We start from the raw sequence: 26,172 nt of genomic DNA, 5'->3' as shown, positions 1-26,172 counted from the left end.
GGGGCCTCACACGCGGATGCGGATGGTCTTGCGCAGCCACAGCACGCCGAACACGATCATGCCCAGGCCGTACCACAGCAGGCGCACCCCGGACGGATCGGTCCACAGCATGCGCACGTAGTCCGGGCTGCTGACCAGCATCACGCCCATCACGCCGAACGGCAGCACGCCCAGGATCCAGGCCGACATGCGTCCCTCGGCCGACAGCACGCGCACGTGCGCCACCAGCTTCAGGCGGGCGCGGATGATCTGGCTGATGTTGCCGAGGATTTCAGCCAGGTTGCCGCCCGATTCGCGCTGGATCAGCACCGCGATGATCAGGTAGCGCACGTCGGTCAGCGGGATGCGCTCGGCCAGGCCGTGCAGGGCCTCGTTCATCGGCACGCCATAGTTGATTTCCTCGCGCGTGATGCGGAACTCGCCGGCCAGCGGCTCGGGCAGCTCGTTGCCGACGATTTGCAGCACGTTGGTGAACGAGTGGCCGGCGCGCAGCGCGCGCGCGATGAAGTCGGCCGCCTCGGGCAGCTGGTGTTCGATGCGCACCAGGCGCCGCATGCGCATGCGGTGCAGCAGCCACCAGGGCAGGAACAGGCCGCCGACGCAGGCCAGCAGGCGCGCCGGCAGCGGCACGGTGAAGGAGCTGACGGCATCGGAGGTGAGCACCAGGGCCGCCACCAGGCAAGCCAGCGAGCCGGCAAGGAACTGGCCCACCGACCAGGTGGCGCCGGCCTGCACCAGCAGCGCATCGATGCGCTGCGCCAGCCTGAAGCGATGCAGCAGGCTGTCCAGCGCCGGGAAGCGGCTGTAGCGGCGCTGCTTGAGGATCGAGATCCGTTCGCCGCTGCGGGCGTTCACGCCGCCGGACATGATCTGCAGGCGGCGTGCGATGCGGCGCGCCGCCGCGCCATGGGTGCTCATCCACCACAGATAGAAGCCCTCGACCGCCAGGATCACGGCCGCGAACAGCAGCACCACGAAGCCATAGAACAAGCCGTCCATATGCGCGCCCCCCAATCGATCGGTTCAGTCAAACCTGCGGTCGGGATCGAAGGAATCGTCCGACACCGGCACCCCGAACAGCTTGAGGCGGTCGGCGAAGCGCGGGCGCACGCCGGTGGCGCTGAAGTGGCCCAGCACCTTGCCGTCGACGTCGACCCCGCTCTGCTCGAAGCGGAAGATCTCCTGCATCGAGATGATCTCGCCCTCCATGCCGGTGATTTCCTGCAGGCTGACCAGCTTGCGCGTGCCGTCGGTCAGGCGCGAGACCTGGACCACCACCGTCACCGCCGACACGATCTGCTGGCGGATCGCGCGCGGCGTCAGGTTCACCGCCGCCATGCTGACCATGTTCTCCAGCCGCGACAGCGCGTCGCGCGGCGTGTTCGAGTGGATGGTGGCCAGCGACCCTTCGTGGCCGGTGTTCATCGCCTGCAGCATGTCAAGCGCTTCCGGGCCGCGCACCTCGCCCAGGATGATGCGGTCGGGCCGCATGCGCAGCGCGTTGCGTACCAGTGCGCGCTGCGGCACCTCGCCCTTGCCCTCGATGTTCGGCGGTCGCGTCTCGAGGCGCACCACGTGCGGCTGGCGCAGCTGCAGCTCGGCCGCGTCCTCGATCGTCACCACCCGTTCGGTGGGCGGGATGAAGCCCGAGATCAGGTTGAGCAAGGTGGTCTTGCCGCTGCCGGTGCCGCCCGAGATCAGGATGTTGACCTTGGCCGTGCCCAGCCCTTCCAGCACCCGGATCATGGGCGTGGTCACGCTTTTATAGTCGAGCAGGTTCTGCACCGTCAGCGGGCTGCCGCCGAAGCGGCGGATCGACAGGATCGGCCCGTCCACCGCCAGCGGCGGAATGATCGCGTTCACCCGCGAGCCGTCCGGCAGCCTGGCGTCGACCATCGGGCTCGACTCGTCCACCCGGCGGCCCACCCGCGAGACGATCTTCTCGATGATCTTCATCAGGTGGGCGTTGTCGTGGAAGGTGATCTCGGTCAGCTCCAGCCGGCCGTGGCGCTCGACGTAGACCTTGTTGGCGGTATTGACCAGAATGTCCGAGATCGAAGGGTCGGACAGCAGCGGTTCGAGCGGGCCGAAGCCCAGCATCTCGTGCTGGATGTCGAGCACCAGGTGGTGCCGTTCGTGCTGGTTGAGGACGATGCGCTCGTCCTCGATGATGCGCTGGACCAGCAGCGCCAGCTCGTGCTTGAACTGCTCGGCGGTCAGGCGCTTGAGCCGCTCCAGGTCGATCCGGTCGAGGATCATCTGGTGCATCAGCTTCTTGAGTTCCTGGTAGGCCTGGTTCGGCGCATCCTGCAGCTCGGCGCCGCCGCCGGTGATGCGCTCCTGGCCGGACAGGGCAAGTCGTTCGCGAAGGGACATGGGCGTCTTTCTTGGCTGGAGCAGTAATGGATCGGTAATGAATCAGTAATCCGCGTCCTGGCGCCCGAACAGGCGATCCAGCAGGCCGCGGCTTTCCTGGACCCGGTGCGCGGTCACCAGCTCGACCATCTCGGCCAGGCTGCGCGCGGCAAAGCTCGAGCGCGACAGCTGCAGCACCGGCACGCCCTGGTTCACCGAATCGGTCACCGCGACGTAGTCGTTGGGGAAGGTGTGCACCACCTCGCAGCCCAGCGCCGCATGCAGGTCTTGCAGGCGCAGCTTGCCGCCCTTCTCGTAGCGGTTGACGATCAGGCGGATGTTGTCCAGCACATAGCCCAGCGAGCGGAAGATGTCGAGCAGGCGCCGCGCGTCGCGGATGTCGGGCAGCGCCAGCTGCAGCACCGGATAGATGGTGTCGGTGACGTCCAGCGCGCGCAGCGACACCGCGTCGATCTGGCGCCCGACGTCGAGCAGCACGTAGTCGTAGTTCTGGCGCGCCACGCGCAGGATGGTGTCGATGTGTTCCGGCTTGGCCTCTTTCGCGTGGCCGGGATCGTCGGCCGCGGCCAGCACGCCGAAACCCGGCGTGACGTGCACCAGGCACGATTCGAGGAATGGCCCGTCCACGCGCGCGATCTGGGCGCACACGTCCGACATCGTCATGGCCGGCTTCTGGTCCGACACGTACAGGGCGGCGTCGCCGAACTGGCCGTGCAGGTCGATCAGCAAGACCTTCTTGCCCGCCAGCGTGGCCAGCGCATAGCCGAAGTTGGCCGAGATGAAGGTGGCGCCGCTGCCGCCCTTGCAGGCGATGAAGGCCAGCACCTTGCCTTCGCGCAGGCTCGACACGCCGGCGGCGGCGGCGATCCGGTCCATCGCCTCGTGGAAGGCGCGGTGCACCAGCGGCAGTTGCAGCAGCTCGCGCACGCCGGCGCGCATCGCCGTGATCAACAGGTCGGGCTGGTGCTGGTTGGTGAGCAGCATCAGCTGCGAATCCGGATACTGGCGGCCCAGGCGCTCGAGGAGGCCCGATTCGGAAGGTTCCAGCCCGCTGGCGTCGATGATCACCAGCTGCGAGGCGTCGGGTTCGGGGCGGTCGAGCGCCTCGCGCAGGCTGGCGCGGGTGGCGGCCAGGTGCAGGGGCGGCACCCGCGCCGCGCCCTGCGAGGCCAGTTCCGCGTACAAATGGCTGTCACGGCTGATCAGGAGCGCTCTCATGGCAGCCCCGGATGAAGGACTTCTGCTGCGCGCGCGTCCATCACTGGTCCACCATCGCCGCCGGCTGGCCGGTTTCCGGCCGGGCGAACGAACGCTGGTAGTTCTCGATGGCAGCGCGCGCGGCGCGGCCATCGAGGCCCAGGGCGGGATTGCTGCCGGAAGCGCCGCTCGGGTCGATCACCTGGGCCGCCAGGTTGCTGCGGGTGGCCGCGCCGAGGCGCGCATCCCAGTTTGGCGTGGTCGAGACGCACCCCGGCGCGCCGCAGGCGAGCAGCGCCAGCGCCGCCCATCGTGTGAATATGGTTCGCATCGCATTCCCCTATGTCAGTTCGAAGCCGCCGGCGTCAGTTCGAAGCGTCCGGTATCGGCGCCTGCGGTCTGCCCCGCAGCCGGTGGCCCGGCCGGTGACGTGGCCGAAGCACCGGCCGGCGCCGCGGCGGCGGGCGGCTCCCCTTCGAGCCGCCCGCCCAGCATCAGGCCGGCGCGCGACGGTACGACATGGCCGTCGGTGGGCAGCACGTGGCTGCCGCCCGGCAGCGGCTTGACCAGGCGCGCCGTGATCACGAACACCAGCTCGGTGCGGTCCTGCTGGTAGTCGGTGCTGCGAAACAGCGCGCCCAGCACCGGAATATCGCCCAGGCCCGGCAGGCCCTTCATGTTGGCGATCAGGTTGTTGCGCACCAGGCCGCCGATCGCGAAGCTCTGGCCGTCGTGCAGCTGCACCGTGGTGCTGGCGCGGCGCGTGGTCACCAGCGGCATGATGGCGGTGCCGGTGATGCCGTTGGCGGTGATGCCGATCCCTTCGCGCGACAGTTCGGACACCTCGGGCGCCACCTTCAGGTTGATGCGCCCGCCCGCCAGCACGGTCGGGGTGAAACGCACGCCGATCCCGAATTCCTTCTCTTCCAGCGTGACGCGGTCGTCGTCCTGCGACACCGGGATGTAGAACTTGCCGCCGGCCAGGAAGGAACCTTCCTGGCCGCTGATGGCCAGCACGTTCGGCTCGGCCAGGATGCGCACCAGGCCATCGAGCTTGTCGGCCTCGATGGCGAAGCGGTTGCCGTTGGTCTTGAGTCCCGACAGGCTGCCGCGCGCCAGGCCGCTCAGGAAATCGGTGGCCAGGGTGGTGGTCCAGCTGCCGGAACCGAAACTGAAGCGGGTGCCGGTCTCGAGCCGCTCGAGCAGGGTGCGCGAGACCTCGGCCACCTTGACCTCGAGCTGCACCTGCTGCGGCGCGCTCACCGCCAGCAGGTTGACCACCCGGGCGCCGGCGCCGCCAGTCCCGCCGCCGCCGCTGGTGCCGTTCCTTCCCACCACGATCACGCCGTCGGTCTCGTTATCCTTGTCGGCCGCCGGCAACTGGCGCAGCGGGCGCCGCACGTAGGCGCCGGCCAGCTCCACCGCGCGCTGCACGGCGGTGGCGTCGCTGACGGTGCCGGTCAGGATCAGGCTGTCGTTGGCCGCCATCACGCGGATGTCCTGCTCGTCCGGCATCGCAGCCTTGAGCGTGGCCTCCAGCCCGCTCGGGTCCATCGCGATGGTGATGTCGATCACGCTGCACAAGCCGCTGCGGCCCTGCACGATCATATTGGTGCTGCCGACGTCGACGCCGGCGATGTACAGGGTGTCCGGAGCGACCAGCATGGCCTGCACCACGGCAGGGTTGCCGACGCTGCGCCGGGCTACCTTCTCGGGCAGGCGCAGCATGGTCGACTTGCCCATCTGGAGCGCCATCGCGGCCGGCCGCGCCGCCTCGCCGCGGCAGCCTTCGGTGATACGCTCGGGCGGCTCGCTCGCGGTGCGGGCGGGCGCCGGTTTCTTCGGCGCCGGCTTCGGTTCGGCCGCCTTTTGCGCGGCGGCGGTGGCGGCGGGGGCTACGGGGACTGCGCTGGCCAGGGCCGGGCCGGCCGGCGCTGCAAGGACGGCGGCAAGGGTGGCGCTCAATGCGATCGGTGAACGTCGTTTCATGATCGGTCCAGTCGGTGGTCAGAAGCATTCCTGCGATGCGTGCAGGCCGTTGATGACGCTGATGCAGTCGCGCTTGGGCGGGGCCGGGGCGCGCACCTGCTGCACGCGCGCCCGCGGCGGGGCCCGCACCACGGGCGGCGGCGCGGCGGCGACCATGGGCAGCAGGTTTTCCTTGGTCGCGCCGAGGGTGGCGGCGGCGGCCGGATCGACCTGGTTGCGCAGCGCCAGCGACAGGGTGCCCACGCTGCGCGCCAGGTCCAGCTTTTCCGCCTCGCTTGGCGTGACCTCGAGCGTGACGGCATTGACCACCTTGGGCTTGGTCTCGTCGCGGTTGACTTCCTGCGCCACCGCCAGCACCAGGATCCGCTCCAGCACGATCTTCGAGATGCTCTGCTCGCGCACCCGGGTCGCGTTCGGGTCGGGCATGGTCTCGGTGCTGACGATGATGTCGACGTAGTTGCCCGGCAGGGTGAAGCCGGCCACCCCGATCACGTCGTTGACGCGCACCGTGATCGCGCGCTTGCCCTCGGTGATCAGGGCCGACAGGCCTCCCAGGGTGCCGGCCGGGGCCAGCTTGGCTTCGCTGATCGGTTCGCCCGCGAGCAGGCTGCTGCGCAATACCCGCCCGCTCAAGGGCGCGGGATCGGTGAAGGCGCCCTTCGGCACGCTGTCCGCCGGCCAGTCGACCAGCTTGAACATCTCCGGCGTCAGGCGCTGGCCGATGTCGACGTCGGCCCGGGCGACGACGATCCGGCCGGCAGTCGCGCCCGGGGCATTGAGCAGCCAGCTTCCCGCCAGCGCCACCGCCAGCAGGCCCAGCACCACCGCCAGTGCCATCATGATCACGGCACGCTTGTTCTTCATCGCGCATCCCCTTCCTTGTCATCCCGCTTCACCGCCGCTGGGTTAGACGCACAAGGCAGCGCGGGCGGCAGGGCGCTGGCTCCGAACAGGCTGCTCCAGGCCTGGACCAGGCCATCCACGTCGCAACGCGGCGCGCGGCCGGCGAAGCCGGCGAAATCGACGATCCGCCCCAGCAGCTCGTGCGGCCAGGCGGCCAGCAATGGGCGCCGGGTGCGGCGATGCAGTTCGTCGACAAGAAAATCGAATGCCGCTTCGTCGACCTCGATGCGGCGCAGCCGCGCCTGGCGCCGCAGCAGCGCGCGGTAACTCGATTCGGACAGCGGCCCCACGGCGATGCGGTAGCCGATGCGGCGCAGGCAGGCGTCGTCCAGCACCGATTCGGGCGCCAGGCTGGTGGCCAGCACCAGGCCGACGTCGAACGGCAGCGCGTGGCTCGGGCCGTGCGGCACCGTCACGTGGTCCTGGCCGGCCTCCAGCGCGTCCAGCCAGCGGTGCAGCAGCTCGCCGGCCGGGATCCGCTGGCGACCCAGGTCGTCCAGCACCAGCAGGCCGTTATTGGCCAGGATATGGGGCGGCGCGCGCAGCACGCCGCTGGCGGCGTCCACCCGCAGTTCCAGCATGTCGCGTGTGAGCTCGGCGCCGACGTGCACCAGCGGCCGCTGGCTCAGAGCCCAGCGCGCGTCGCAGCTGCGGCGTTCCTCGGGGCCGCGCATCTGCAGCGGCGCCGGATGCAGGGCCGGGTCGTGCAGCTGGACGATCTCGTGGTTGACCAGCACCGCGTACGGCACCGCGATCGGATCCTGGCGCAAGCGCGCGAACTTGCGCGCCAGCGTGGTCTTGCCGCTCCCGGATGGGCCGTACAGCAGCAGCGGACGGCCGGAATGCAGGGCCGCGCCGATCAGTTCGCGCGTCGCCGGTTCCAGGCCGTCGCCGTCGAGCACCGCTTCGAGTTCCGCGCGCGCCACGCGCGGCGCGTCCGGCTGGCGCTGCGACTGCTGCGCCACCACCCTACGCCAGGCCGCCAGCGTCACCGGCGCCGGGCCGGCGTAGCGCGACTCGGCCAGGTGCTCGCCGGCGGCGCGCGCGCCGGCGGCGGTGAGTTGGTAGTGCACGTCGAGATCGGTCTCGCCCGAATAGGCGACTTCGGCCTGCTGGCCGGCGACCAGGCCCTGCAGCACTTCGCGCACCACGCTGACCGACAGCCGCAGGCGTCCGGTGAGCCTGGACAGCGGCGTCTTGCCGCCCGCATGCAGGACCTTGAGCACCAGCCCCGTCACCAGGCGCGGATCGAGCCCGGTGTCGCGCACGGTGCGCGGCTGGCGCGGCAGCACGGCGGTCACGTCGCCATCGGTGGGCGACGCGCTGGCCCCGGATCCGAACGCAGACGCATCTGCATCGCGCCCGGCGGCGGCGGTGGCCGACAACATTCCAATCATGAACCCTCCTGCCCATGAAAATGTTTCGTAAGACCTTGATTTGATTCTAGCGAGCAGTCTCGACAGCCACTTGATACCTGACAAAGAGCCAACAATGGCACTGCAAGGACCGGACGGTGGTTTCAGAGAAGCGGATGCTCGGCATAACGGCTGACCAGCCAGGCAATGGCGCCGGCGGCGATCGCCACCCCGTAGGGAATCGATCCGGCGCTGGGCGGGCCGCCGGCGCTGCCAGGCATCGGCCCGCGCGGCAACCGCAGCAGCACGGGCCGCACGATCCCCCACACGTTCGACAACACCATGCGCAGGCGGCCCTTGAAAACGATCACGGCGAGCGCCATCACGCCGCCCGCGCACCAGGCCAGGATGGCGATGCGCAGCGCGTCGCCGGGACCGGCGAAGGCGCCCACGGCCGCCATCATCTTGACGTCCCCGGCTGCCATGCCGCGGACCAGGTAAAAGGGAAGAAAGACCGCGAGTCCGGTCGCCGCCCCGCCCAGCCAGGCGAGCAGCCCGTCCACCGGTTGCGGCGACAGCAAGTGCAGGACCAGGGCGCCGAACATGCCGGCGGCCAGCAACCGGTTCGGGATGCGGCGGCTCTCCAGGTCCTTGACCGCCGCCGTGGTGACCAGCAGCAGCAGCAGCGTATCGAGGTAAAGTGCGACGGCCATGATCGGGTTCCTCGAGATGAAAAAAGCCCCGCCGGGGCCAGGTCCGACAGCCCTGCGGGAGCAACCGAAAAAAAAAAGCCCCCCAGGGCCGAACCGCGTCCCGGGGGGCAGCAGATTACGGAGCAGTTGGAGTGTTGAACTGGTCGCGGATGTACTCGAAGGCCTTCTCGATCTCTTCGCCGACTTCGCCGGCGACACCGGCCATCACCACGCCGATGAGGGCGGCGATCAGGCCATACTCGATGGCAGTCACACCGTTTTCGTCAGCGAAAAATGCTTTGATGGCGGAGGTAATCGTGCTCATGACAAACTCCTTATGATGGTTGAGGAAATACTGGCTGCGACTGGGCCCCGTCGCTACTGCTGTGTTACGTTTGCCAGTGAGTTCACTGTACCGATTAGTGCCGTACGGCAAGTTGACCATCCACAAATTTTCCACATGGAAACTCACGCTTCTGATAAGAAACAAACCCCCGGGGCGATGTGTCACGCCGCAGGAAACCATGAATAAAAATTGTTAAGAATAGTTGCCGGTAATACAAAAAAGTATTATGCTGTTTTGCTTGACCGCTGAAAAATGCGGCACCGCCGATCATGGCGCGCTGGCCCCCCGGCGCGGTCCGCCCTGGCGCCACGCCCTGCGCGGGGCGGTCTCTTCCGGTACCTCTTATTGCTTGGTCTGATAACGACGACATGGATTCCCTGCTGCGACACATGGTGGACATGACCGGCCACCGCGATCACACCATGCTGGACATCTCCGTGATTTCGGCGGTCCAGGAATTGTCCGGCGCGGCCCGCACCCGGGTGCTCACCATCTCCAGCGTCGGCGAGCAGTACTTCGTGCGCTCGCGCGCCTGCATCCATGCCGGCGGCGTGGCCTGCCCCGAAGAGCCGCAGGACAGCGGTCCCGGCGAAACGATCGCCCTTTATCCCGAACTCGGCGCCTGCCTGCGCCGCCACGAACCGCGCGCCGAAAGCATCGGCGCCGACGGGCTGCGCCGCCTGTGGCTGCCGATCTGGTTCGGCGACAAGGCCGACACCTGCCTCGAGATCGTGCACGCCGAGCCGTTCACGCCCGAGGCGCTGTACATGGTCAACGGGATCGTCAGCGTGTACCGCAACTTCCAGAACCTGCTCGACTACAGCGAGCGCGACTCGCTCACGGGCCTGCTCAACCGCAAGACCTTCGACGACCAGCTGGCGCGCATGCTGCACGCCTCCGAGACCGATGCCACGGTCCCCGGCCAGGCCGAGCGGCGCCACCACAACGGCGAAGAAAAGCAGTGGCTGGCGGTGGTCGACGTCGACCACTTCAAGGGCGTCAACGACCGCTTCGGCCACCTGTACGGCGACGAGGTGCTGATCCTGATCGCCAACCTGCTGCAGTCGTCGTTCCGCGCCCAGGACCGGGTGTTCCGCTTCGGCGGCGAAGAATTCGTGGTGCTGCTGCGCTCGACCAACCTGGAGAACGCGCGCCGCATCATCGAGCGCTTCCGCGCCGACGTCGAGAGCCACGACTTCCCGCAGGTGGGCCAGGTCACGGTCAGCATCGGCTTCACCAGCGTCAGCGCCGCCGATTCGCCAGTGGTCACGCTGGGCCACGCCGACCAGGCCCTGTACTACGCCAAGGCCCACGGCCGCAACCGCGTGTGCCACTACGAAGAGCTGGTCGCGAGCGGAATGCTGCAGACCGTGGCCGTCAACGACACCGCCGAATTCTTCTGAAGCGCTAGCACAGCGCGAACGCCGAGACCAAGGCGAAGGCAGTCTCGGGACGCAGCATGCGCGCCAGCGCCCAGCCGAGCGCCAGCGGGGACGGCGGACTGAAACGGATCGATGACGGCATGGCGGCCCCTCGCGCTGGATCGAAGCCCCAGTATCGCGAGCGCGCCGGACGGCGGCAAACGGCATTTCTCAGGCCAGCCATGCGCTGCGCGCATGGGCCGGTTCATGGCGGCACGCCGTAGTCCTCAATCCGCGCCCGGCTCTGCGCCAGCTCGTGCAGCAGCCAGGCGCGAAACAGCGCCACGTCGGCACGCCCGGCGTCAAGGCCGTCCAGCAACCAGTAGCCGCGGCCCGGCACGCGCCGCGCCTCCCCGAGCTGCGCCGCCAGGCGGCCGGCGCCGAGCATCGGCTCGACCAGCGCCAGGCGTCCGAGCGCCACCCCGTGGCCTTCGAGCGCCGCCTGCACCACCTGGTCGTACTGGTTGAAGTGCAAAAAACGCGAGGGCTTGCGCCGGATGCCGCGCGCGCGCAGCCAGGCATGCCAGTGCAGCCAGGTGCGCGGCGCGTCGTCCAGTTCGAGCAGCGTGTGTTCCAGCAGGGCCGCCGGATCGGCGAAGGCGCGCGCCGCCAGCGACGGGCTGGCGACCGGCACCACGATCTCGTCGAACAGATGCAGCGCGCCCGGCGGCGCCTGCGCCGCGTCGCAGTAGCGGATCGCCAGGTCGATGCCTTCGCGTTCGAGGTCCGACAGCGCATTGCCGGCCGCCAGCCGCACGTCGACGCCGGGATGCCGGGCCTGGAAGGCGCCCAGGCGCGGCAGGATCCACAGCGCCGCCACCCCGATGCCGGCCGCGATCGTGACCGGGTTCGATTGCGGCGCGGCGCGCAGCGCGCCGGCGAAGTCGGCCAGCTGGGACAGCATCGGCGCGGCGATCGCATACAGCCCTTCCCCGGCCGCGGTGAGCGCGATGCCGCGCTTGGCACGCACGAACAGCGGCGCGCCGAGGCGCTGCTCCAGGCTCTGGATCTGGCGGCTGACGGCCGACTGGGTCAGGCACAGTTCGTCGGCCGCGGCGGTGATGCTGCCGCGCCGCGCGGTGGCCACGAAGCCCTTCAGGGCGTCGAGCGGCGGCAAAGCGTTCAGGCGCATGCCGCCTCCAGCGCATCGTCCAGCCGGTCGTCGCCCCAGAACAGTTCGCCGTCCACGATGAAGCTCGGCGCGCCGAAGATGCCGCGCCGGCGCGCATCGTTGGTCTGCTCGCGCAGCGCGGCCTTGGCGGCATCAAGGCCGGCCTGGGCCACCAGCGCGCGCGGATCGGGCGCCAGGCCGGCGAGCGCCTCGAGCACCGGCGCCGGGTCGTCGATCTCGCGGTCGTCGGCCCAGGCCATGCGCATGATGCGGCGGCAGTACTCGCCCATCCAGGCTTCGCGCGCGGCGAGCAGCGCCACCCGCATCGGCAGCAGGGCGCGGCGCGGGAACACGCCCGGGCGCCGGAACGGCAAGCCGTACTTCGCCGCGCGGCGCGCCATGTCGCGCCACACATACTCGCCTTTCTCGCGCTGGACCAGGAAGGGAGAACTCTCCCAGCCCAGTTCGCGGAACACGGGGCCGAGCAGGAACGGCCGCCACAGCAGCGGCACGCGGGCCGCGCGCGCGGCCTGCTCGATGCGCATCGCGCTCAGGTAGCTGTAGTTGCTGCCGAAGTCGAACCAGAATTCGATCGGGGATGGCATGGCGCCTCCAGTGGAATCACGTCCGCACAGTATAGGAAGAACGATAGCAGGAGTTGGCGCCGATTTGTCATGCCATCCATGCGTGGCGCGCATGGATCGCATGCGCCGTCCGCGCTTGCGCGCAATCCCGACGCGCGCCACACTGGCGGGCAGGAGGCAAACAATGGAAAACGTCCTGATCGTCACCGGCGCCGGGCGCGGCATCGGCGCCGCCATCGCCCGGCGTGCGGCGCGCGACGGCTACCGGGTCGCGCTCAACTACCGCCGCGACACGCCGGCCGCCGAGGCGCTGCTGGCCGACATCCGCGCCGCCGGCGGCGTCGCCATCGCGGTCCGGGCCGACGTCGGCGACGCCGGCGAGGTGGAGCGGATGTTCGCGCGCGTCGAACGCGAACTCGGTCCCGTGACCGCCCTGGTCAACAATGCCGGCATCACGGGCCGCCTGGCCAGCTTCATGGACAGCGACCCGGACGCCATCGCGGCGGTATTCCGCACCAATGTGCACGGCGTCATGCATTGCAGCCGGGTCGCGGTGCGGGCCTTCCGCGAGCGCGGCGCGGGAGGCGTGATCGTCAACCTGTCCTCGATCGCCGCCCTCACCGGCAGCCCGCACGAATACGTGCACTATGCGGCCAGCAAGGCCGCGGTCGAGACGTTCACGCTGGGACTGGCGCGCGAGCTGGCGCCGGAACGCATCCGCGTGTGCGCGGTGGCGCCCGGGTCGACCCTGACCGGCATCCATGCCCAGGCCGGCGAACCGGAACGCCCGGCGCGCGTCGCGCCGAAGATCCCGATGGGACGCCTGGCCACGCCGGAAGAGATCGCGGAACCGGTGCTGTGGCTGCTGTCGCCGGCCGCCAGCTACGTCACCGGCGCCACCCTGCGCTGCGCCGGCGGGTTGTAATCAGGCTTCGGCCAGCCGCATGAAGCGCAACGGCTCGACCTGCCACTTGGCGGCCGACTCATGGCGCACGATGCGGTCGCCGCCGCCGAAGCCCACCGCGCGCGACAGGTCGACCGTCTCGGGGCGGATATACACCTGCCGCTTCGCATGGAAGAACACGTTCACCTTCGGCGTGAGCAGGCTCGATTCGTGCGGCTCGACCACCACGCCCAGCCGGCCCGACTCCAGCAGCACCAGGGTGCCGACCGGGTAGATGCCGACGCAGCGCATGAATTCCTGGGTCAGCGCCGGATTGAAGTGGTGCTTGCTCCACTCGTAGATCTTGCGCAGCGCCTCGGCCGGCGCAATACCCTTGTGGTAGCAGCGGTCGGACGTGATCGCGTCGTACACGTCGACGATGGCCGCCATCTGCGCCAGCTCGCTGATGCCGTCCCCGGCCTGGCGGTCCGGATAGCCGCTGCCGTCGCGCCGCTCGTGATGGTGCAGCGTGATGTCGAGCGGCACCGGGCCGATGCCGGGCGTCTTCACCAGGATGTCGTGGCCGTCACGCGGATGGCGCTTGACGATGTCGAATTCCTCGTCGGTCAGGCGGCCCTGCTTGTTGAGGATGGCGTCCGGCACCATGGCCTTGCCGGTGTCGTGCAGCAGGCCGCCCAGGCCGGCCTGGTAGATGGTTTCCTCGTCCATGCCGCGCGAGCGGCAGAAGGCGACCAGCAGCGCGCATACGCTGACCGAGTGGAGAAACGTGTAGTCGTCCTTGTTCTTGAGCTGCAGGAGGCTGGTCAAGGCGCCCGAGTTGCGCAGGATCGATTCGGTGACGCTCTGCACCACCGGGCTCACCTGGTCCAGCTCGACGGCCTTGCCCAGGCGCGCGTCCTGCATCACGACGCGCACCAGTCCCTCGGCCTGGCGCCGCACGTGCACGGCGCGCTGCAATTCCTCGGCCAGCGGCACCCGCATGCGTCCGGAGGCCGTGGCTGCCTGCGCCAGCGCCGTCACCTCGGCCTCGGTGGCGGCCGCGCTTTCGTCGACGGTCGGCGCGTCGACGTCCAGGCCGCGGCGGCAATCGATCACGACGCCGCGGATGCGCGCCTCGACGATCTTGCGGATCTCGGCCTCGTTGGTGATCAGGAACTGGTTGCGCACGAATGGATGCTCCATCCAGCCGCAATCCAGGTCATGGATGAACATGCCCACCCTGAGCTGTGAAGAATCCACTTTTTTCAGCATCTGTCGTGTCTCTTCTCGTGCATGAATTCCGGCGCCGGGCGCCCTTATGCACCGAGTATAGCAAGCTGATTGCGCATTGGAACTTAATGTTGCCTTAGGGATACGCAATGTGAAATGGATCGGAGCCGGCCGTATTACTTCGCCGCGAGCTTGACGTTAACGTTAACGTCATATAACTTACCAGCATCCCGTCCTCACCGATCCCAAGGACCCTCCCCTCATGAACGACATCACTCCCGCCGCGAAGCTCGACCTGCCGGAACAGCCGCGCCTGGCCAACAAGGTCCGTTTCGTCACCGCCGCCTCGCTGTTCGACGGCCATGACGCCTCGATCAACATCATGCGCCGCATCCTGCAGTCGAACGGCGCCGAGGTGATCCACCTCGGCCACAACCGCTCGGTCGACGAGGTGGTCACCGCGGCGCTGGCCGAGGACGCGCAGGGCATCGCCATCTCGAGCTACCAGGGCGGTCACGTCGAATACTTCAAGTACATGATCGACCTGCTGCGCCAGCGCGGGGGCGAGCACATCAAGGTGTTCGGCGGCGGCGGCGGGGTGATCGTACCGAGCGAGATCGAGGACCTGCACGCGTATGGCGTGACGCGCATCTTCAGCCCGGAAGACGGCCAGCGCATGGGCCTGGTCGGCATGATCCGTTCGATGCTCGAAGCCTGCGACGTCGACCTGTCTCCCTACGCCCCGACCTCGCTCGCGGCGCTGCGCGAAGGCGAGATCGCGGCGCGCCACCGCCCGCTGGCGCAGCTGATCACGGCGCTGGAAAACGATCGCGTCGACCCGGCCCTGCGCAAGGAAATCCTGGACACGGCCGACACGCTGCGCGTGCCGACCCTGGGCATCACCGGCACCGGCGGCGCCGGCAAATCGTCGCTGACCGATGAACTGATCCGCCGCATCCGCCTCGACCAGGGCGACCGCCTGAACATCGCCGTGATCTCGATCGACCCGTCGCGCCGCAAGTCGGGCGGCGCCCTGCTGGGCGACCGCATCCGCATGAACGCGATCAATCCCTGGAACGGGCAGCAGCGCGTGTTCATGCGCTCGCTGGCCACGCGCGAAGCGGGCTCCGAGATCTCGCAGGCCCTGCCCGACGTGATCGCCGCCTGCAAGGTCGCCGGCTTCGACCTCGTGATCGTCGAGACCTCGGGCATCGGCCAGGGCGACGCCGCCATCGTGCCGCACGTCGACACCTCGATGTACGTGATGACCCCGGAATTCGGCGCCGCCTCGCAGCTCGAGAAGATCGACATGCTCGATTTCGCCGACCTCATCGCGATCAACAAGTTCGACCGCAAGGGCGCGCTCGACGCGCTGCGCGACGTGGCCAAGCAATACCAGCGCAACCGCGAACTGTGGTCGATGAGTCCGGACCAGATGCCGGTCTACGGCACCCAGGCCTCGCGCTTCAACGACGACGGCGTGACCGCCCTCTACCACGGCCTGCTGCCGAAACTGGCGGAACTGGGCCTGAAGGTCGAAACCGGCAAGCTGCAGGCGCCGGCGCAGCGCTACTCGAGCGGCAAGAACGTGATCGTGCCGCCCGCGCGCAGCCGCTACCTGGCCGAGATCGCCGACACCGTGCGCGGCTACCATCGCCGCGTCGGCAGGCAGGTGACGCTGGCGCGCGAACGCCAGCAGCTGCAGGAAGCGCAGCGCATGCTGGCCGCCGCCGGCAAGAACACCGATTTCGACGACGTGATCGCCCAGCGCGACAACGCCATGGACGGCGAAGCGAAGGCGCTGGTGGCCTCCTGGCCGCAGCTGCAGGCGACCTACGCGGGCGAAGAGCACGTGGTCAAAATTCGCGACAAGGAGATCCGCACCCGCCTGATCTCGACGACCTTGTCCGGCAATCCGGTGCGCAAGGTAGCCTTGCCGCGCTTCGAGGACCATGGCGAGATCCTGCGCTTCCTGATGCTGGAAAACGTGCCGGGTTCCTTCCCCTACACCGCCGGGGTGTTCCCCTTCAAGCGCGAGGGCGAGGATCCGACCCGCATGTTCGCCGGCGAGGGCGACGCCTTCCGCACCAACCGCCGCTTCAAGCTGGTCTCGACCGGCATGGATGCGAAACGCCTGTCGACCGCCTTCGATTCGGTGACCCTGTACGGCGCCGACCCGGCGCTGCGTCCCGACATCTACGGCAAGGTCGGCAACTCGGGCGTGTCGATCGCGACCCTGGACGATATGAAGGTGCTGTACGACGGCTTCGACCTGTGCAGCCCGTCGACCTCGGTCTCGATGACCATCAATGGCCCGGCCCCGACCATCCTGGCGATGTTCATGAATACCGCCATCGACCAGCAGATGGACAGGTTCGTCGAGCAGAACGGACGCCAGCCGAGCGCCGACGAAGCCGAGAAAATCCGCGCCTGGGTGCTCACCGCCGTGCGCGGCACCGTGCAGGCCGACATCCTGAAGGAAGACCAGGGCCAGAACACCTGCATCTTCTCGACCGAGTTCTCGCTCAAGGTGATGGGAGACATCCAGGAGTATTTCGTGACGCACGGCGTGCGCAACTTCTACTCGGTGTCGATCTCGGGCTACCACATCGCCGAAGCGGGAGCCAACCCGATCTCGCAGCTGGCGTTCACCCTGTCCAACGGCTTCACCTTCGTCGAAGCCTATCTGGCGCGCGGCATGCACATCGACGACTTCGCGCCGAACCTGTCGTTCTTCTTCTCGAACGGCATGGACCCGGAATACACGGTGCTGGGCCGCGTGGCGCGCCGCATCTGGGCGGTGGCCATGCGCGACAAGTACGGCGCCAACGATCGCAGCCAGAAGCTCAAGTACCACATCCAGACCTCGGGCCGCTCGCTGCATGCGCAAGAGATCGACTTCAACGACATCCGCACCACCCTGCAGGCGCTGATCGCGATCTACGACAACTGCAATTCGCTGCACACGAACGCCTACGACGAGGCGATCACCACGCCGACCGACGAATCGGTGCGCAGGGCACTGGCGATCCAGCTGATCATCAACCGCGAATGGGGCCTGGCGAAGAACGAGAACCCAAACCAGGGATCGTTCATCATGGACGAGCTGACCGACCTGGTCGAAGAGCAGGTGCTGCAGGAGTTCGAGCGCATCGCCGAGCGCGGCGGCGTGCTGGGCGCGATGGAGACCGGCTACCAGCGCGGCAAGATCCAGGAAGAGTCGATGCTGTACGAGCACCGCAAGCACGACGGCAGCCTGCCCATCATCGGCGTCAACACCTTCCGCAACCCGAAGGGCGCGGGCGCGCCTGCCACGATCGAACTGGCCCGCTCCACCGACGACGAAAAGCAATCGCAGCTGCAGCGCCTTGAAGACTTCCACGGCCGCAACGCCGATGCGGCGCCGGCCGCGCTGGCCGCCCTGCGCCAGGCCGCGATCGACAACGAGAACGTGTTCGCGCGCCTGATGGACGCGGTGCGCGTGTGCTCGCTCGGTCAGATCACGACCGCGCTGTTCGAGGTCGGCGGGCAGTATCGCCGCAATATGTAATGCGCAGGCCGTAGAATGGTTCCGTGTCCCCTACGGAGCGATCCATGACGATTCAGCCCGACCAGCTCGCCGCCCTGATGCGCGAAGTCGAACGGGAAGACCCGATCGACTTCGCCGACTTGCCCTTCCCGGAGGACGAGATGCGCGCCATCGTCGCCGACCACCTGTGCGAGATGGCGGCGGCGATGGACAACTTCAGCGAGGAAGACCGCACGCTGACCTTGCTCGCAGTGTCAGCCAAGCTGGTGCTGGAAAACCTGGTGCTGCACGTGCAGCTGTTACGCCGCCATGGCCTGCCGGTGGGCGAGAACGTGGAAGCCCTGCTGGGCCGGCTGCGCCGCGATCCCGGCCTCGACGCCGGCGGCGAGGGATAATTTTCCCACGTAGCAATTTTTTCAACATTCATGCAACACGCATCGGATAAGTTTTGCAACAGCTGTGTCCGTTTGTACACTGGGTGCGCGGTTCCTTCAGGTATGATTTGTTGTTGAGAATTTCGCTTACCCGGCGAAACGACCGTCTCCACTGCCTGAGGAATTCCACATGCCGCGCCATCCCACCAAGCTCAAACTCACCGCCGCCATCCTGACCGGCGCCCTCCTGACCGTCGGCCTGGCCGGCTGCAACCGGACCCAGTCGACCGAAACCCTGCTGGCGGAGGCGTCCGAGTACCAGCAAAAAGGCGACATCAAGGCTGCCCTGATCCAGCTCAAGAACGCCGTGGCGAACAGCCCGGAAGACGGCGAGGCGCGCCTGGCGCTGGGCACCCTGCAGCTGTCCACCGGCGACAACGTGTCGGCCGAGAAGGAACTGGGCCGCGCGCGCTCCCTCGGCATCGCCGAGGATCGGGTGCTGCCGCTGCTGGGCCGGACCCTGGCGCAGCAGGGCAAGTTCAAGGAATTGCTGGAGCTGATCACGCCGGAGAAGGCCGGAAAGTCGGCCCCGCTGCTGTCGCTGCGCGGCGACGCCTTGCTGGGCAGCGGCAAGCCCGACGAGGCCAAGCAGGCCTACGAGGCGGCCCTGGCCGCAAACGCCAATTCCGGCGACGCCCTGATGGGCCTGGCGCGCCTGTCCGCCGTACGCGGCGAGCGCGATGCCGCCCTCCTCTACGTCGACCAGGCGGTGGCCAAGGATCCGAAGAATCCCGAAGTCTTCATCATGCAGGGCGCGATGCTGCGTTCGATGAACAAGCAGGACGAAGCCTTGAGCGCCTACGACAAGGCGCTGGCGCTCAAGCCGGACCATCGCGGCGCCCACATCGAGAAAGCCTATATCGAGATCGCGCGCGGCAAGTTCGACGCGGCCAAGAAGGAAGTCGAGGCAGCGGAAAAGAATTCGCCGGGCAGCCTGCTGGTGGTGTACACCCGCGCCCTGTATGAATTCTCGCAAGGCAAGCACTCGGCGGCGAAGGATGCGCTGGCGAAGATCCTCAAGGTCGCGCCCAACCATTATCCAAGCATCCTGCTGGCCGGCGCCTCCGAGCTGCAGCTGGGCGGCACCCAGCAGGCCGAGCAGCATCTGCGCAAATACCTCGAAGCCAATCCGAACAACGTCTATGCGCGCAAGCTGCTGGCCCAGGCCCAGCTCAGGAATTCCCAGCCGGCCGATGCCGCCGCCACCCTGGCGCCGGCCCTGAAGGAAGCGCCGCAGGATGCCCAATTGCTGGCCCTGGCCGGCGAATCGTATATGCAGGTGCGCGACTTCGACAAGGCCAGCAACTACCTGCAGCAGGCCGCCACGCTGGCGCCGGAGGCGGCCGCCGTGCGCACCTCGCTGGGCCTGTCGCGCCTGGCCCAGGGCGACCAGGCGCGCGCGCTGAGCGACCTGGAAATGGCCGCCACCCTCGATCCTAAATCGCTGCAGGCCACCATGGCCCTGGTGCAGACCGAGATCAATATGAAGCGTTACGACAAGGCGCTGGCCGCCGTCAATGCGCTCGAAAAGCAGCAGCCTGACAGCGCGCAAGTGCAGCAGCTCAAGGGCGCTGTCTACATGGTCCAGAACAAGAACGCGGAAGCGCGCACCGCCTTCGAGAAGGCGCTGTCGCTGCAGCCGAGCTTCCTGCCGGCGGTGACCAACCTGGCGCGCCTGGACGTGCAGGACAAGAAGCCGGACGCCGCCAAGGCCCGCTTCACCGCCTTCCTGGACAAGAACAAGGACAATGTCGAGGCGATGACGGCGCTGGCCGAGCTGGCCATGCTGCAAAAGAACACGGCCGAGGCGACGAGCTGGTACGAGAAGGCCAGCGCGGCCCAGCCGAACGCCACCGCGCCTTCGCTCAAGCTCGGCGCGCACTACCTGGCCACCGAGCAGGCGCCCAAGGCGCTGGCACTGGCGCGCAAGCTGCAGACCACGCATCCGACCGATGCCGGCGTGCTGGAACTGCTCGGCCAGTCGCAGGCCGCGAACAAGGACTTAAACGGCGCGCTCGACACCTACAGCAAGCTGGTCAACGTGCTGCCGAAGGCGCCCGGCGCCCAGCTGCGCCTGGCCCAGGTGCAATTGGCGCTGAAGAACGAATCGGCGGCCGCCGGCCACCTCAAGCGCGCGGTCGACCTCCAGCCCGACTTCGTGCCGGCGCGCCTGATGCAGGTCGACCTGGCGCTGCGCGCCAAGCGTCCGGACGAGGCGCTGGCGGTGGCGCGCGAGCTGCAGAAGGCGGCGCCCAAGGCGCCGGTCGGCCACGTCATCGAAGGCGACGTGCTGATGTCGCAGCAAAAATTTGCCCAGGCCCAGCAGTCCTATGAAAAAGGCCTGGCCCTGGCGCGCTCGTCGGAACTGACGGTCAAGGTGATGCAGGCCATGCAGGCCGGCGGCAAGAGCAAGGAAGCGCTGGCGCGCGGCCAGGCCTGGCTCGCCGCCCAGCCGGACGACGTGCGGGTCTCGCTGCTGGTGGCCGAGCTCAACCTGTCGGCCAAGGATTACAAGGGCGCCATCGCCAAGCTCGAGAACGCGCAGAAGCGCGCTCCCGAGCATCCGCTGGTGCTGAACAACCTGGCCTGGGCCTACCAGCAGGTGAAGGATCCGCGCGCGCTGGCGACCGCCGAGAAGGCCTACAAGCTGGCCAGCGACAGTCCGGGCGTGATGGATACCCTGGGCTGGGTGCTGGTGGAACAGGGCGACACCGCGCGCGGCCTGCCGCTGCTGCAGAAGGCCAGCAGCCAGGCGCCGAACTCGATGGAGATCCGCTACCACCTGGCCCAGGCCCTGCACAAGAGCGGCGACAAGGCCGGCGCGCGCCGCGAGCTCGACAAGCTGCTGGCGCCAGGCACGCAATTCGCCCACGCCGACGAGGCGCGCGCGCTGCTCAAATCGCTGTAAGCGGGCGCTCGCCGCGGAGCCCATCCGGGCTTCGCGGCATCCTCACGGCGCGCCTTCGAACCCGTCAGTAAAGGCGCGCCGCAGACCTTCAGCCTCATCCTATCGAACGCTGGATTTATTAATGTCGCGATAAGATAACGTTCTCCTAAATGAGGATGTTTATCGTGGACGACGATTCGTACGGAATCCGGCTTACCGATACTTCGGACGGTCGTAACACGGCCAGTATGCTGATCAACAGGATGTATGCCTGGCGCGGCTACTCCGGAAATCACCAGCCAAGCAGCGACCCCAACCGCATCACCCTGACCGCCACCGACAAGGGCGACGTGGTCGGCACGCTCAGCATCGGCATCGATTCCGAGGTCGGCCTGATGGCCGACGAAATCTTCAAGGACGAACTCGACGCCCACCGCGGTCGCGGCGCGAAATTATGCGAGTTCACCAAATTCGCCTTCGATCCCTCGGTGCGCTCCAAGACGGCGCTGGCCAATGTATTCCACCTGGCCGTGATCTACGCGCGCGACATGCATGGCTGCACCGACATCGTGATCGAAGTCAATCCGCGCCATCGGCGCTTCTACGAGCGCATGCTGGGCTTTCGCAAGGAAGGCGAACTCAAGACCAATCCACGGGTCGATGCACCCGCCTACCTGTTGCGCGTGAACCTGGCCTTCGTGACCGACCAGATCGCACGCTTCGGCGGCAGCTATGCGGCCGAGGGCGAGACCGAGGAGCGCTCGTTCTATCCGTATTTCTTTTCCCCACGCGAAGAGCGTGGCATCATCAATCGCCTGCTGCGCATGGACGAATCGCATCCGGCATGAGGCCGGGCTCTTGTTCCCCACTTCTTTCTGAACCATCAATGAATAAACCGTTCAACTACGAACAGGCCTTCTCGCGCAATATCGGCTGGGTGACGCCGGCCGAACAGCAGCAATTGCGCGGCAAGCGCGTCGCCATTGCCGGCGGCGGCGGGGTCGGCGGCGTGCACCTGCTGACTCTTGCGCGACTGGGCGTGAGCCGCTTCCACATCGCCGATTTCGACAGCTTCGACATCGCCAACTTCAATCGCCAGGTCGGCGCCATGATGTCGACGGTCGGCCAATCCAAGGCCGAGGTGCTGGCGCGCATGGCGCGCGACATCAATCCCGAGATCGAGATCGAGATCTTCCCGGACGGCGTCCACAAGGACAATCTCGACGCTTTCCTGGCCGGGGTCGACCTGTACGTCGACGCGCTCGACTTCTTTGCCTTCGACGCCCGCCAGCAGACTTTCGCCGCCTGCGCCCGGCTCGGCATCCCGGCCACCACCGGGGCGCCGCTGGGCATGGGGACGGCCCTGCTCAACTTCATGCCGGGCAAGATGACCTTCGAAGAGTATTTCGGCTGGGGCGACCTGCCGGACCAGGAAAAGGCCATCCGCTTCGTGGTCGGCCTGGCCCCTGCCGGCCTGCACCGGCCCTATCTGGTGGTGCCTGGGGCGGTCAACCTGGCCGAGCAGCGCGGCCCATCGACCATCATGGCGTGCCAGCTCTGCGCCGGGGTATGCGCGACCGAGGCGCTCAAGATCCTGCTCGGCCGCGGCAACGTGCTGGCAGCCCCTTGGGGCATGCAGTTCGATGCCTACCGCAACAAGCTCACGCGCACCTGGCGTCCCGGCGGCAACCGCCATCCGATCCAGCGCCTGATGCTGGCGATCGGGCGGCGCCAGTTCGCGCGCATGGCGGCCGGACGCTGACTCCCTTACGTCAAAAAGCCACTGCCGGATCGCTCCGGCAGTGGCTTTTTTTGCCTGGACAGGCCCGCAGAGCGGGCCCGGTGTGCTTAGGCGGCTTTCTTGTTGCGGCGACGGGCGCCGTACAGGCCCAGCATGCCCAGGCCCAGCAGGGCGACCGATGCAGGCTCAGGCACTTCGCCGTCCGGCAGGGTCGAGAACACCACGTCCAGCGAGCCGTTGATGGTCTGTTCGCCGGTCGGGTCGAAATTGTTCAGCTGGCCCGACTGGAAGCTCATCATGTAGAACGGATTCGGTGCGACGAAGAACGAGCTGCCGGCGGCGGTCAGTTCGAAGGTGCTCGAGGCACCGAAGCTGCCGCAGTTGATGCCGTCGTCGCCGCAGGTCGGCAGGCTTGGATTCAGTTCGCCATAGCCCGACAGCGGGTTGCCGGTAGCCAGCAGGGTGCTGCTCTCGGTGGCGTAATCGTCCAGGTACAGGTTCAGGTTGCCCGAACCGGAGGCGAAGTTGAAGGTGGTGACGCCGTTCGCCATCGAGTAAGTGCCGCTCGCGGTGTAGGTCGCATACAGGCCGTAGGTAGCGCCCAGGCCGGTGCGACGGGCCTCATATGCGGTGTTGCCGCCGTTGCCGACGAACTGGCCCGCGGTCCAGAGCAGCGACACGTTGAAGGTACCGTCCGCGTTGAAGGTTGCCTGCTCGGTATAGTTGCCGGTGATTTTGTCAGCGACAAAGTTTGCGTAGTTGCCATTGATCGGATCAACGGTGAACTCGTTGAACGGCGCTGCGCTGGCTGCGGTGCTGAACATCGAGGCTGCAGCAAACGAGGCTGCGATCATGGTCTTCGAAACTGCGTTCATCTTGGATCTCCTGGTTGTAGGGTTCGTACTAGCACCCTCTTATAAGCAACCATCGTGCCAGCACTTGTGATTCCTTTTAAATCAAATACTTAAAACACTATTTCGTAGAAGAAATTACAACACTGTAAAAGATCTCGACACCTGCATTTAAGAAATTCTCACGCCCCTGTCAGCCCCGTCCTACAGAGGTTTCCGCAGCACCACATTCCAGGTATTTCCGGATTTAAACTCGCTGGCGATCTCCCAGCCGGCCGCCAGCACTTTGGCGCGCAGCTCTTCGATATGGAAGGGGCTGTACAGGATGCCCTTGCGGATGCCCCAGTCGTTGATCTTCTGCGCCGCCCAGCGCAGCGGCGCGAAGCCGGACGGGTACAGCAGCACGTTGGCGGCCAGCGTTCCGCCCGGCTTGAGCACGCGCAGGATGTCGCGCAGGGCGCCGTCGACGGTCGGGAAGCAGTGGATCGAGTTGGCGATATTGGCGGTGTCGAAGCGGTTGTCGGCGAACGGCAGCTGGGCCGCGTCGGCATGCTGCACCTCGACCAGCGGATTGCCGGCGAAACGGCGCTTGGCGCCGGCCAGCATCGACGGCGCGTAGTCGATGCCGGTCACCTTGACCGGCGGCAGCTTGCGACGGCGGCGCCAGTTCAGGACCATCTCGAGCAGGGTGCCGGTGCCGCATGCCACCTCGAGGTGGTCGGGTCCGAAGTTGGGCCCGAAGAAGCGCATCTGGGTGCCGATCGTGCTGTTGTAGGCGAAGGTGAGAATGAAAAAGCCGCGCAGGTCGTACCACCACGGTTCGGATGAATAGGCTTCGGCGATTTCATCCCTGGTCTTACCGGTCGTCATGGAGCGTCCTCATTGGATTGGAGTGAAGCGGAAAATATAGGTTGTTAATGAACAGCAGGCAAGCGCGAATCGGGCGGCTCAGCCGAGCTGGCGCAGGCGGTTGACGATGCCCGCCTCTTCGCGTGGCGAGAAGAACCACGGGAACAGCGAGCGCTCGCCCACCGCCTTGTCCTGCATGCCGCCCCATTTGGCCACCTGTTCGGTGCCGAAGGCGGTATCGACGCGCAACAGGACCGCCGGCGCCTGCACCCGCGGATTGGGGCGCGATTCGCACACGGTCTGGAAGCCGAGCATGGCTTCGTAGAAGCGGCGATGGCGCGGATTGACTTCGATGAAGATGTCGCGGCAAGCGTTCAGGTCGCGCGCATAGATCAGGGCCACGTGGAACAGCGAGGCCAGCACCGCCTTGGACTTGACCGCCGGGTCGACCGCCAGCTTGGTGATCTCGCATACCCGGCCGTTGCCGCGCCGCACGTCGATGCAGTCCTTGAACACCTGGTCGGCCAGCAAGCCGATCTCGGAATCCAGGCCCAGGCTCAGCGTGCCGAACACCTGGCCATGGTCGGATGCCGTCAGCGTGATCCGATTGGGATCGCTGTGCACCTGGTGGTTGCCGCTGTAGCCGCGCCAGGAATACATCTTACTGATGAGCATACTGGCGGAATTACGCTGGGAATCGATGTCGGCCGCGCGAATGCCGAACACGCGCTCATTGATGGCGACATCGATGATGCTTGGCATGCTAGAGGCAGCCGCATCGTCGTCGCCCGGACCGGCGCAGGAGGCCGGCGCTATTGTCTCGATCATGGGTCTATCTCCAGGCAGGACCGGCGCCTCGTGCACCGGCAGCAATCCTGATCATCATAGCATCGAAAATTACAATTTATCAATTGTATTAACGAAAAGTATTTAAACTTTTGACATTTCCTTTGTGTCTGCACCTCTGACGATAGCAGCTTAAGCAGGCTCCGCGGCGCGCGTGGATCACAATGTGTCGAGAAAGGAAGGGCATGCCCGGGATGGAGACGCCATGGCGGGCGCGGCTGTTGCGCGCACCGGACAAGCGAGGTGGCCAGGAGGCCAGGGACGAGACCGGCCAGGCGGCCGGTCTCGGGTGGAAGGCTTAGAAGAAGCTTTCCGGAATCACCAGGATGTCGCCCGGACGCATCATGACGTTGGCCGAGATGTCGCCTTCCTTGATCAGGTCGTCGAGTCGCACCTGCAGTTTTTCCTGCTTGCCCTCGACGGTGCGCACGATGCTGGCCTTGTTACCGGCAGCAAATTCGGTGACGCCGCCGACTGCGATCAGCACGTCCATCAGCGACATGTCGCGGCGATACGGCAGCGCCTGCGGTTGCGCGGCCTGGCCGATGACGCGGATCTGCTCGTTGAAGTTGCCGACGAATTCGGTCACCACCACGGTAACCACCGGCTGCTGGATGAACTGGGCCAGCGCTTGCTCGATGTCGCGCGCCAGCTGGGTCGAGGTCTTGCCGGCGGCCGGCAGGTCTTCGACCAGCGGGGTCGTGATCTTGCCGTCCGGACGCACCGGCACCGCCATCGACACTTCCGGATTGCGCCAGACGATGATGTTGACGCTGTCGCCCGGCCCGATCAGGTAATCGGGATTGATCGGCGCCAGCGCGGCGGTGCTCGGCGGCACCGGAGTGGCGCAGCCGCCCAGCAGGAGCATGCAAGCGGCGGCGCCGGCTGCCAACAGATTCTTCATGGTATTCGTCATCATCGCGTTCATCCCCTTCGCGCCGCTGGCCA

At 67.1% G+C, this 26,172-nt stretch carries 23 protein-coding genes; 7 read left to right on the top strand and 16 right to left on the bottom strand.

What is annotated here, in order from left to right; genetic code table 11:
- Positions 1-6: 6 nt before the first annotated feature.
- From J3U95_RS23265 to J3U95_RS23225, 9 genes are all read right to left on the bottom strand, one after another.
- Positions 7-999: a type II secretion system F family protein gene (locus J3U95_RS23265; protein WP_208281015.1), complete on the bottom strand. Its 993-nt coding sequence runs from the start codon at positions 997-999 to the stop codon at positions 7-9.
- A 24-nt stretch (positions 1,000-1,023) separates the two neighbouring features.
- Positions 1,024-2,376, bottom strand: coding sequence for a TadA family conjugal transfer-associated ATPase (locus J3U95_RS23260; protein ID WP_208281014.1), 1,353 nt, complete (start codon positions 2,374-2,376; stop codon positions 1,024-1,026).
- Positions 2,377-2,418: 42 nt separating this feature from the next.
- Positions 2,419-3,594, bottom strand: coding sequence for a CpaE/TadZ family protein (locus J3U95_RS23255; protein ID WP_208281013.1), 1,176 nt, complete (start codon positions 3,592-3,594; stop codon positions 2,419-2,421).
- A gap of 40 nt (positions 3,595-3,634) precedes the next feature.
- Positions 3,635-3,904: a hypothetical protein gene (locus J3U95_RS23250; RefSeq protein WP_208281012.1), complete on the bottom strand. Its 270-nt coding sequence runs from the start codon at positions 3,902-3,904 to the stop codon at positions 3,635-3,637.
- Positions 3,905-3,918: 14 nt separating this feature from the next.
- Positions 3,919-5,562: a type II and III secretion system protein family protein gene (locus tag J3U95_RS23245; protein ID WP_208281011.1), complete on the bottom strand. Its 1,644-nt coding sequence runs from the start codon at positions 5,560-5,562 to the stop codon at positions 3,919-3,921.
- Positions 5,563-5,580: 18 nt separating this feature from the next.
- Entirely contained in the window at positions 5,581-6,426 is an 846-nt protein-coding gene (cpaB, locus tag J3U95_RS23240) for a Flp pilus assembly protein CpaB (RefSeq protein ID WP_208281010.1), read from the bottom strand.
- Positions 6,423-7,862: a DUF8689 domain-containing protein gene (locus tag J3U95_RS23235; protein WP_208281009.1), complete on the bottom strand. Its 1,440-nt coding sequence runs from the start codon at positions 7,860-7,862 to the stop codon at positions 6,423-6,425. The genes cpaB and J3U95_RS23235 overlap by 4 nt, the downstream gene beginning before the upstream one ends.
- A gap of 122 nt (positions 7,863-7,984) precedes the next feature.
- The gene (locus tag J3U95_RS23230; RefSeq protein WP_208281008.1) at positions 7,985-8,533 is read right to left on the bottom strand and encodes an A24 family peptidase; all 549 of its coding nucleotides are present in this window, start codon (positions 8,531-8,533) and stop codon (positions 7,985-7,987) included.
- Between the two features lie 115 nt (positions 8,534-8,648).
- Positions 8,649-8,837 carry a Flp family type IVb pilin gene (locus J3U95_RS23225; RefSeq protein ID WP_123068779.1) on the bottom strand — a complete coding sequence of 63 codons (189 nt, stop codon included), beginning with the start codon at positions 8,835-8,837 and terminating at the stop codon, positions 8,649-8,651.
- Positions 8,838-9,226: 389 nt separating this feature from the next.
- On the opposite strand from J3U95_RS23225, the gene J3U95_RS23220 reads away from it, so the two are divergent.
- Positions 9,227-10,261, top strand: coding sequence for a GGDEF domain-containing protein (locus J3U95_RS23220; protein ID WP_208281007.1), 1,035 nt, complete (start codon positions 9,227-9,229; stop codon positions 10,259-10,261).
- Positions 10,262-10,484: 223 nt separating this feature from the next.
- Here J3U95_RS23220 and J3U95_RS23215 read toward each other — a convergent pair whose 3' ends face one another.
- Both J3U95_RS23215 and J3U95_RS23210 read right to left on the bottom strand, forming a co-directional pair.
- Positions 10,485-11,411, bottom strand: a complete 927-nt coding sequence (locus J3U95_RS23215) for a LysR substrate-binding domain-containing protein (RefSeq protein ID WP_208281006.1) — start codon at positions 11,409-11,411, stop codon at positions 10,485-10,487.
- On the bottom strand, positions 11,402-11,995 hold the full coding sequence (locus J3U95_RS23210) for a 2-hydroxychromene-2-carboxylate isomerase (RefSeq protein WP_208281005.1): 594 nt from the start codon (positions 11,993-11,995) through the stop codon (positions 11,402-11,404). Before J3U95_RS23210 ends, J3U95_RS23215 begins: the two co-directional genes overlap by 10 nt.
- 163 nt (positions 11,996-12,158) lie before the next feature.
- On the opposite strand from J3U95_RS23210, the gene J3U95_RS23205 reads away from it, so the two are divergent.
- On the top strand, positions 12,159-12,899 hold the full coding sequence (locus J3U95_RS23205) for an SDR family NAD(P)-dependent oxidoreductase (RefSeq protein WP_208281004.1): 741 nt from the start codon (positions 12,159-12,161) through the stop codon (positions 12,897-12,899).
- Here the strand turns inward: J3U95_RS23205 and J3U95_RS23200 are convergent, their stop codons facing one another.
- On the bottom strand, positions 12,900-14,129 hold the full coding sequence (locus J3U95_RS23200) for a cyclic di-GMP phosphodiesterase (RefSeq protein WP_208281003.1): 1,230 nt from the start codon (positions 14,127-14,129) through the stop codon (positions 12,900-12,902).
- A 220-nt stretch (positions 14,130-14,349) separates the two neighbouring features.
- Here J3U95_RS23200 and icmF point away from each other — a divergent pair, with 220 nt between their 5' ends.
- The 5 genes from icmF to J3U95_RS23175 all read left to right on the top strand — a co-directional run bounded on the left by icmF (position 14,350) and on the right by J3U95_RS23175 (position 22,699).
- On the top strand, positions 14,350-17,637 hold the full coding sequence (gene icmF, locus J3U95_RS23195) for a fused isobutyryl-CoA mutase/GTPase IcmF (protein WP_208281002.1): 3,288 nt from the start codon (positions 14,350-14,352) through the stop codon (positions 17,635-17,637).
- Between the two features lie 44 nt (positions 17,638-17,681).
- Positions 17,682-18,011, top strand: a complete 330-nt coding sequence (locus tag J3U95_RS23190; RefSeq protein ID WP_208281001.1) for a hypothetical protein — start codon at positions 17,682-17,684, stop codon at positions 18,009-18,011.
- 169 nt (positions 18,012-18,180) lie between these two features.
- Positions 18,181-20,958: an XrtA/PEP-CTERM system TPR-repeat protein PrsT gene (gene prsT, locus J3U95_RS23185; RefSeq protein ID WP_208281000.1), complete on the top strand. Its 2,778-nt coding sequence runs from the start codon at positions 18,181-18,183 to the stop codon at positions 20,956-20,958.
- A gap of 155 nt (positions 20,959-21,113) precedes the next feature.
- A complete protein-coding gene (locus tag J3U95_RS23180; RefSeq protein WP_229520053.1) occupies positions 21,114-21,785 on the top strand; it encodes a GNAT family N-acetyltransferase in 672 nt (223 codons plus the stop codon).
- Between the two features lie 38 nt (positions 21,786-21,823).
- Complete coding sequence (locus tag J3U95_RS23175) at positions 21,824-22,699, top strand: ThiF family adenylyltransferase (protein ID WP_208280998.1); 876 nt, start codon at positions 21,824-21,826, stop codon at positions 22,697-22,699.
- Positions 22,700-22,785: 86 nt separating this feature from the next.
- On the opposite strand, the gene pepA is transcribed toward J3U95_RS23175, so the two are convergent.
- From pepA to J3U95_RS23155, 4 genes are all read right to left on the bottom strand, one after another.
- Positions 22,786-23,553 carry a flocculation-associated PEP-CTERM protein PepA gene (gene pepA / locus J3U95_RS23170; RefSeq protein ID WP_208280997.1) on the bottom strand — a complete coding sequence of 256 codons (768 nt, stop codon included), beginning with the start codon at positions 23,551-23,553 and terminating at the stop codon, positions 22,786-22,788.
- A 180-nt stretch (positions 23,554-23,733) separates the two neighbouring features.
- Entirely contained in the window at positions 23,734-24,399 is a 666-nt protein-coding gene (locus tag J3U95_RS23165) for a class I SAM-dependent methyltransferase (protein WP_208280996.1), read from the bottom strand.
- Between the two features lie 78 nt (positions 24,400-24,477).
- Entirely contained in the window at positions 24,478-25,206 is a 729-nt protein-coding gene (locus J3U95_RS23160) for a GNAT family N-acetyltransferase (protein ID WP_208280995.1), read from the bottom strand.
- A gap of 316 nt (positions 25,207-25,522) precedes the next feature.
- Entirely contained in the window at positions 25,523-26,128 is a 606-nt protein-coding gene (locus J3U95_RS23155; RefSeq protein WP_229520048.1) for an XrtA/PEP-CTERM system exopolysaccharide export protein, read from the bottom strand.
- Positions 26,129-26,172: the final 44 nt, after the last annotated feature.

It is taken from the genome of Massilia oculi (assembly GCF_017582745.1).
Lineage (GTDB): Bacteria > Pseudomonadota > Gammaproteobacteria > Burkholderiales > Burkholderiaceae_D > Telluria > Telluria oculi_A.
The sequence above is the reverse complement of the archived record's forward strand: the minus strand, read 5'-3'. Positions and strand labels throughout refer to the sequence as shown.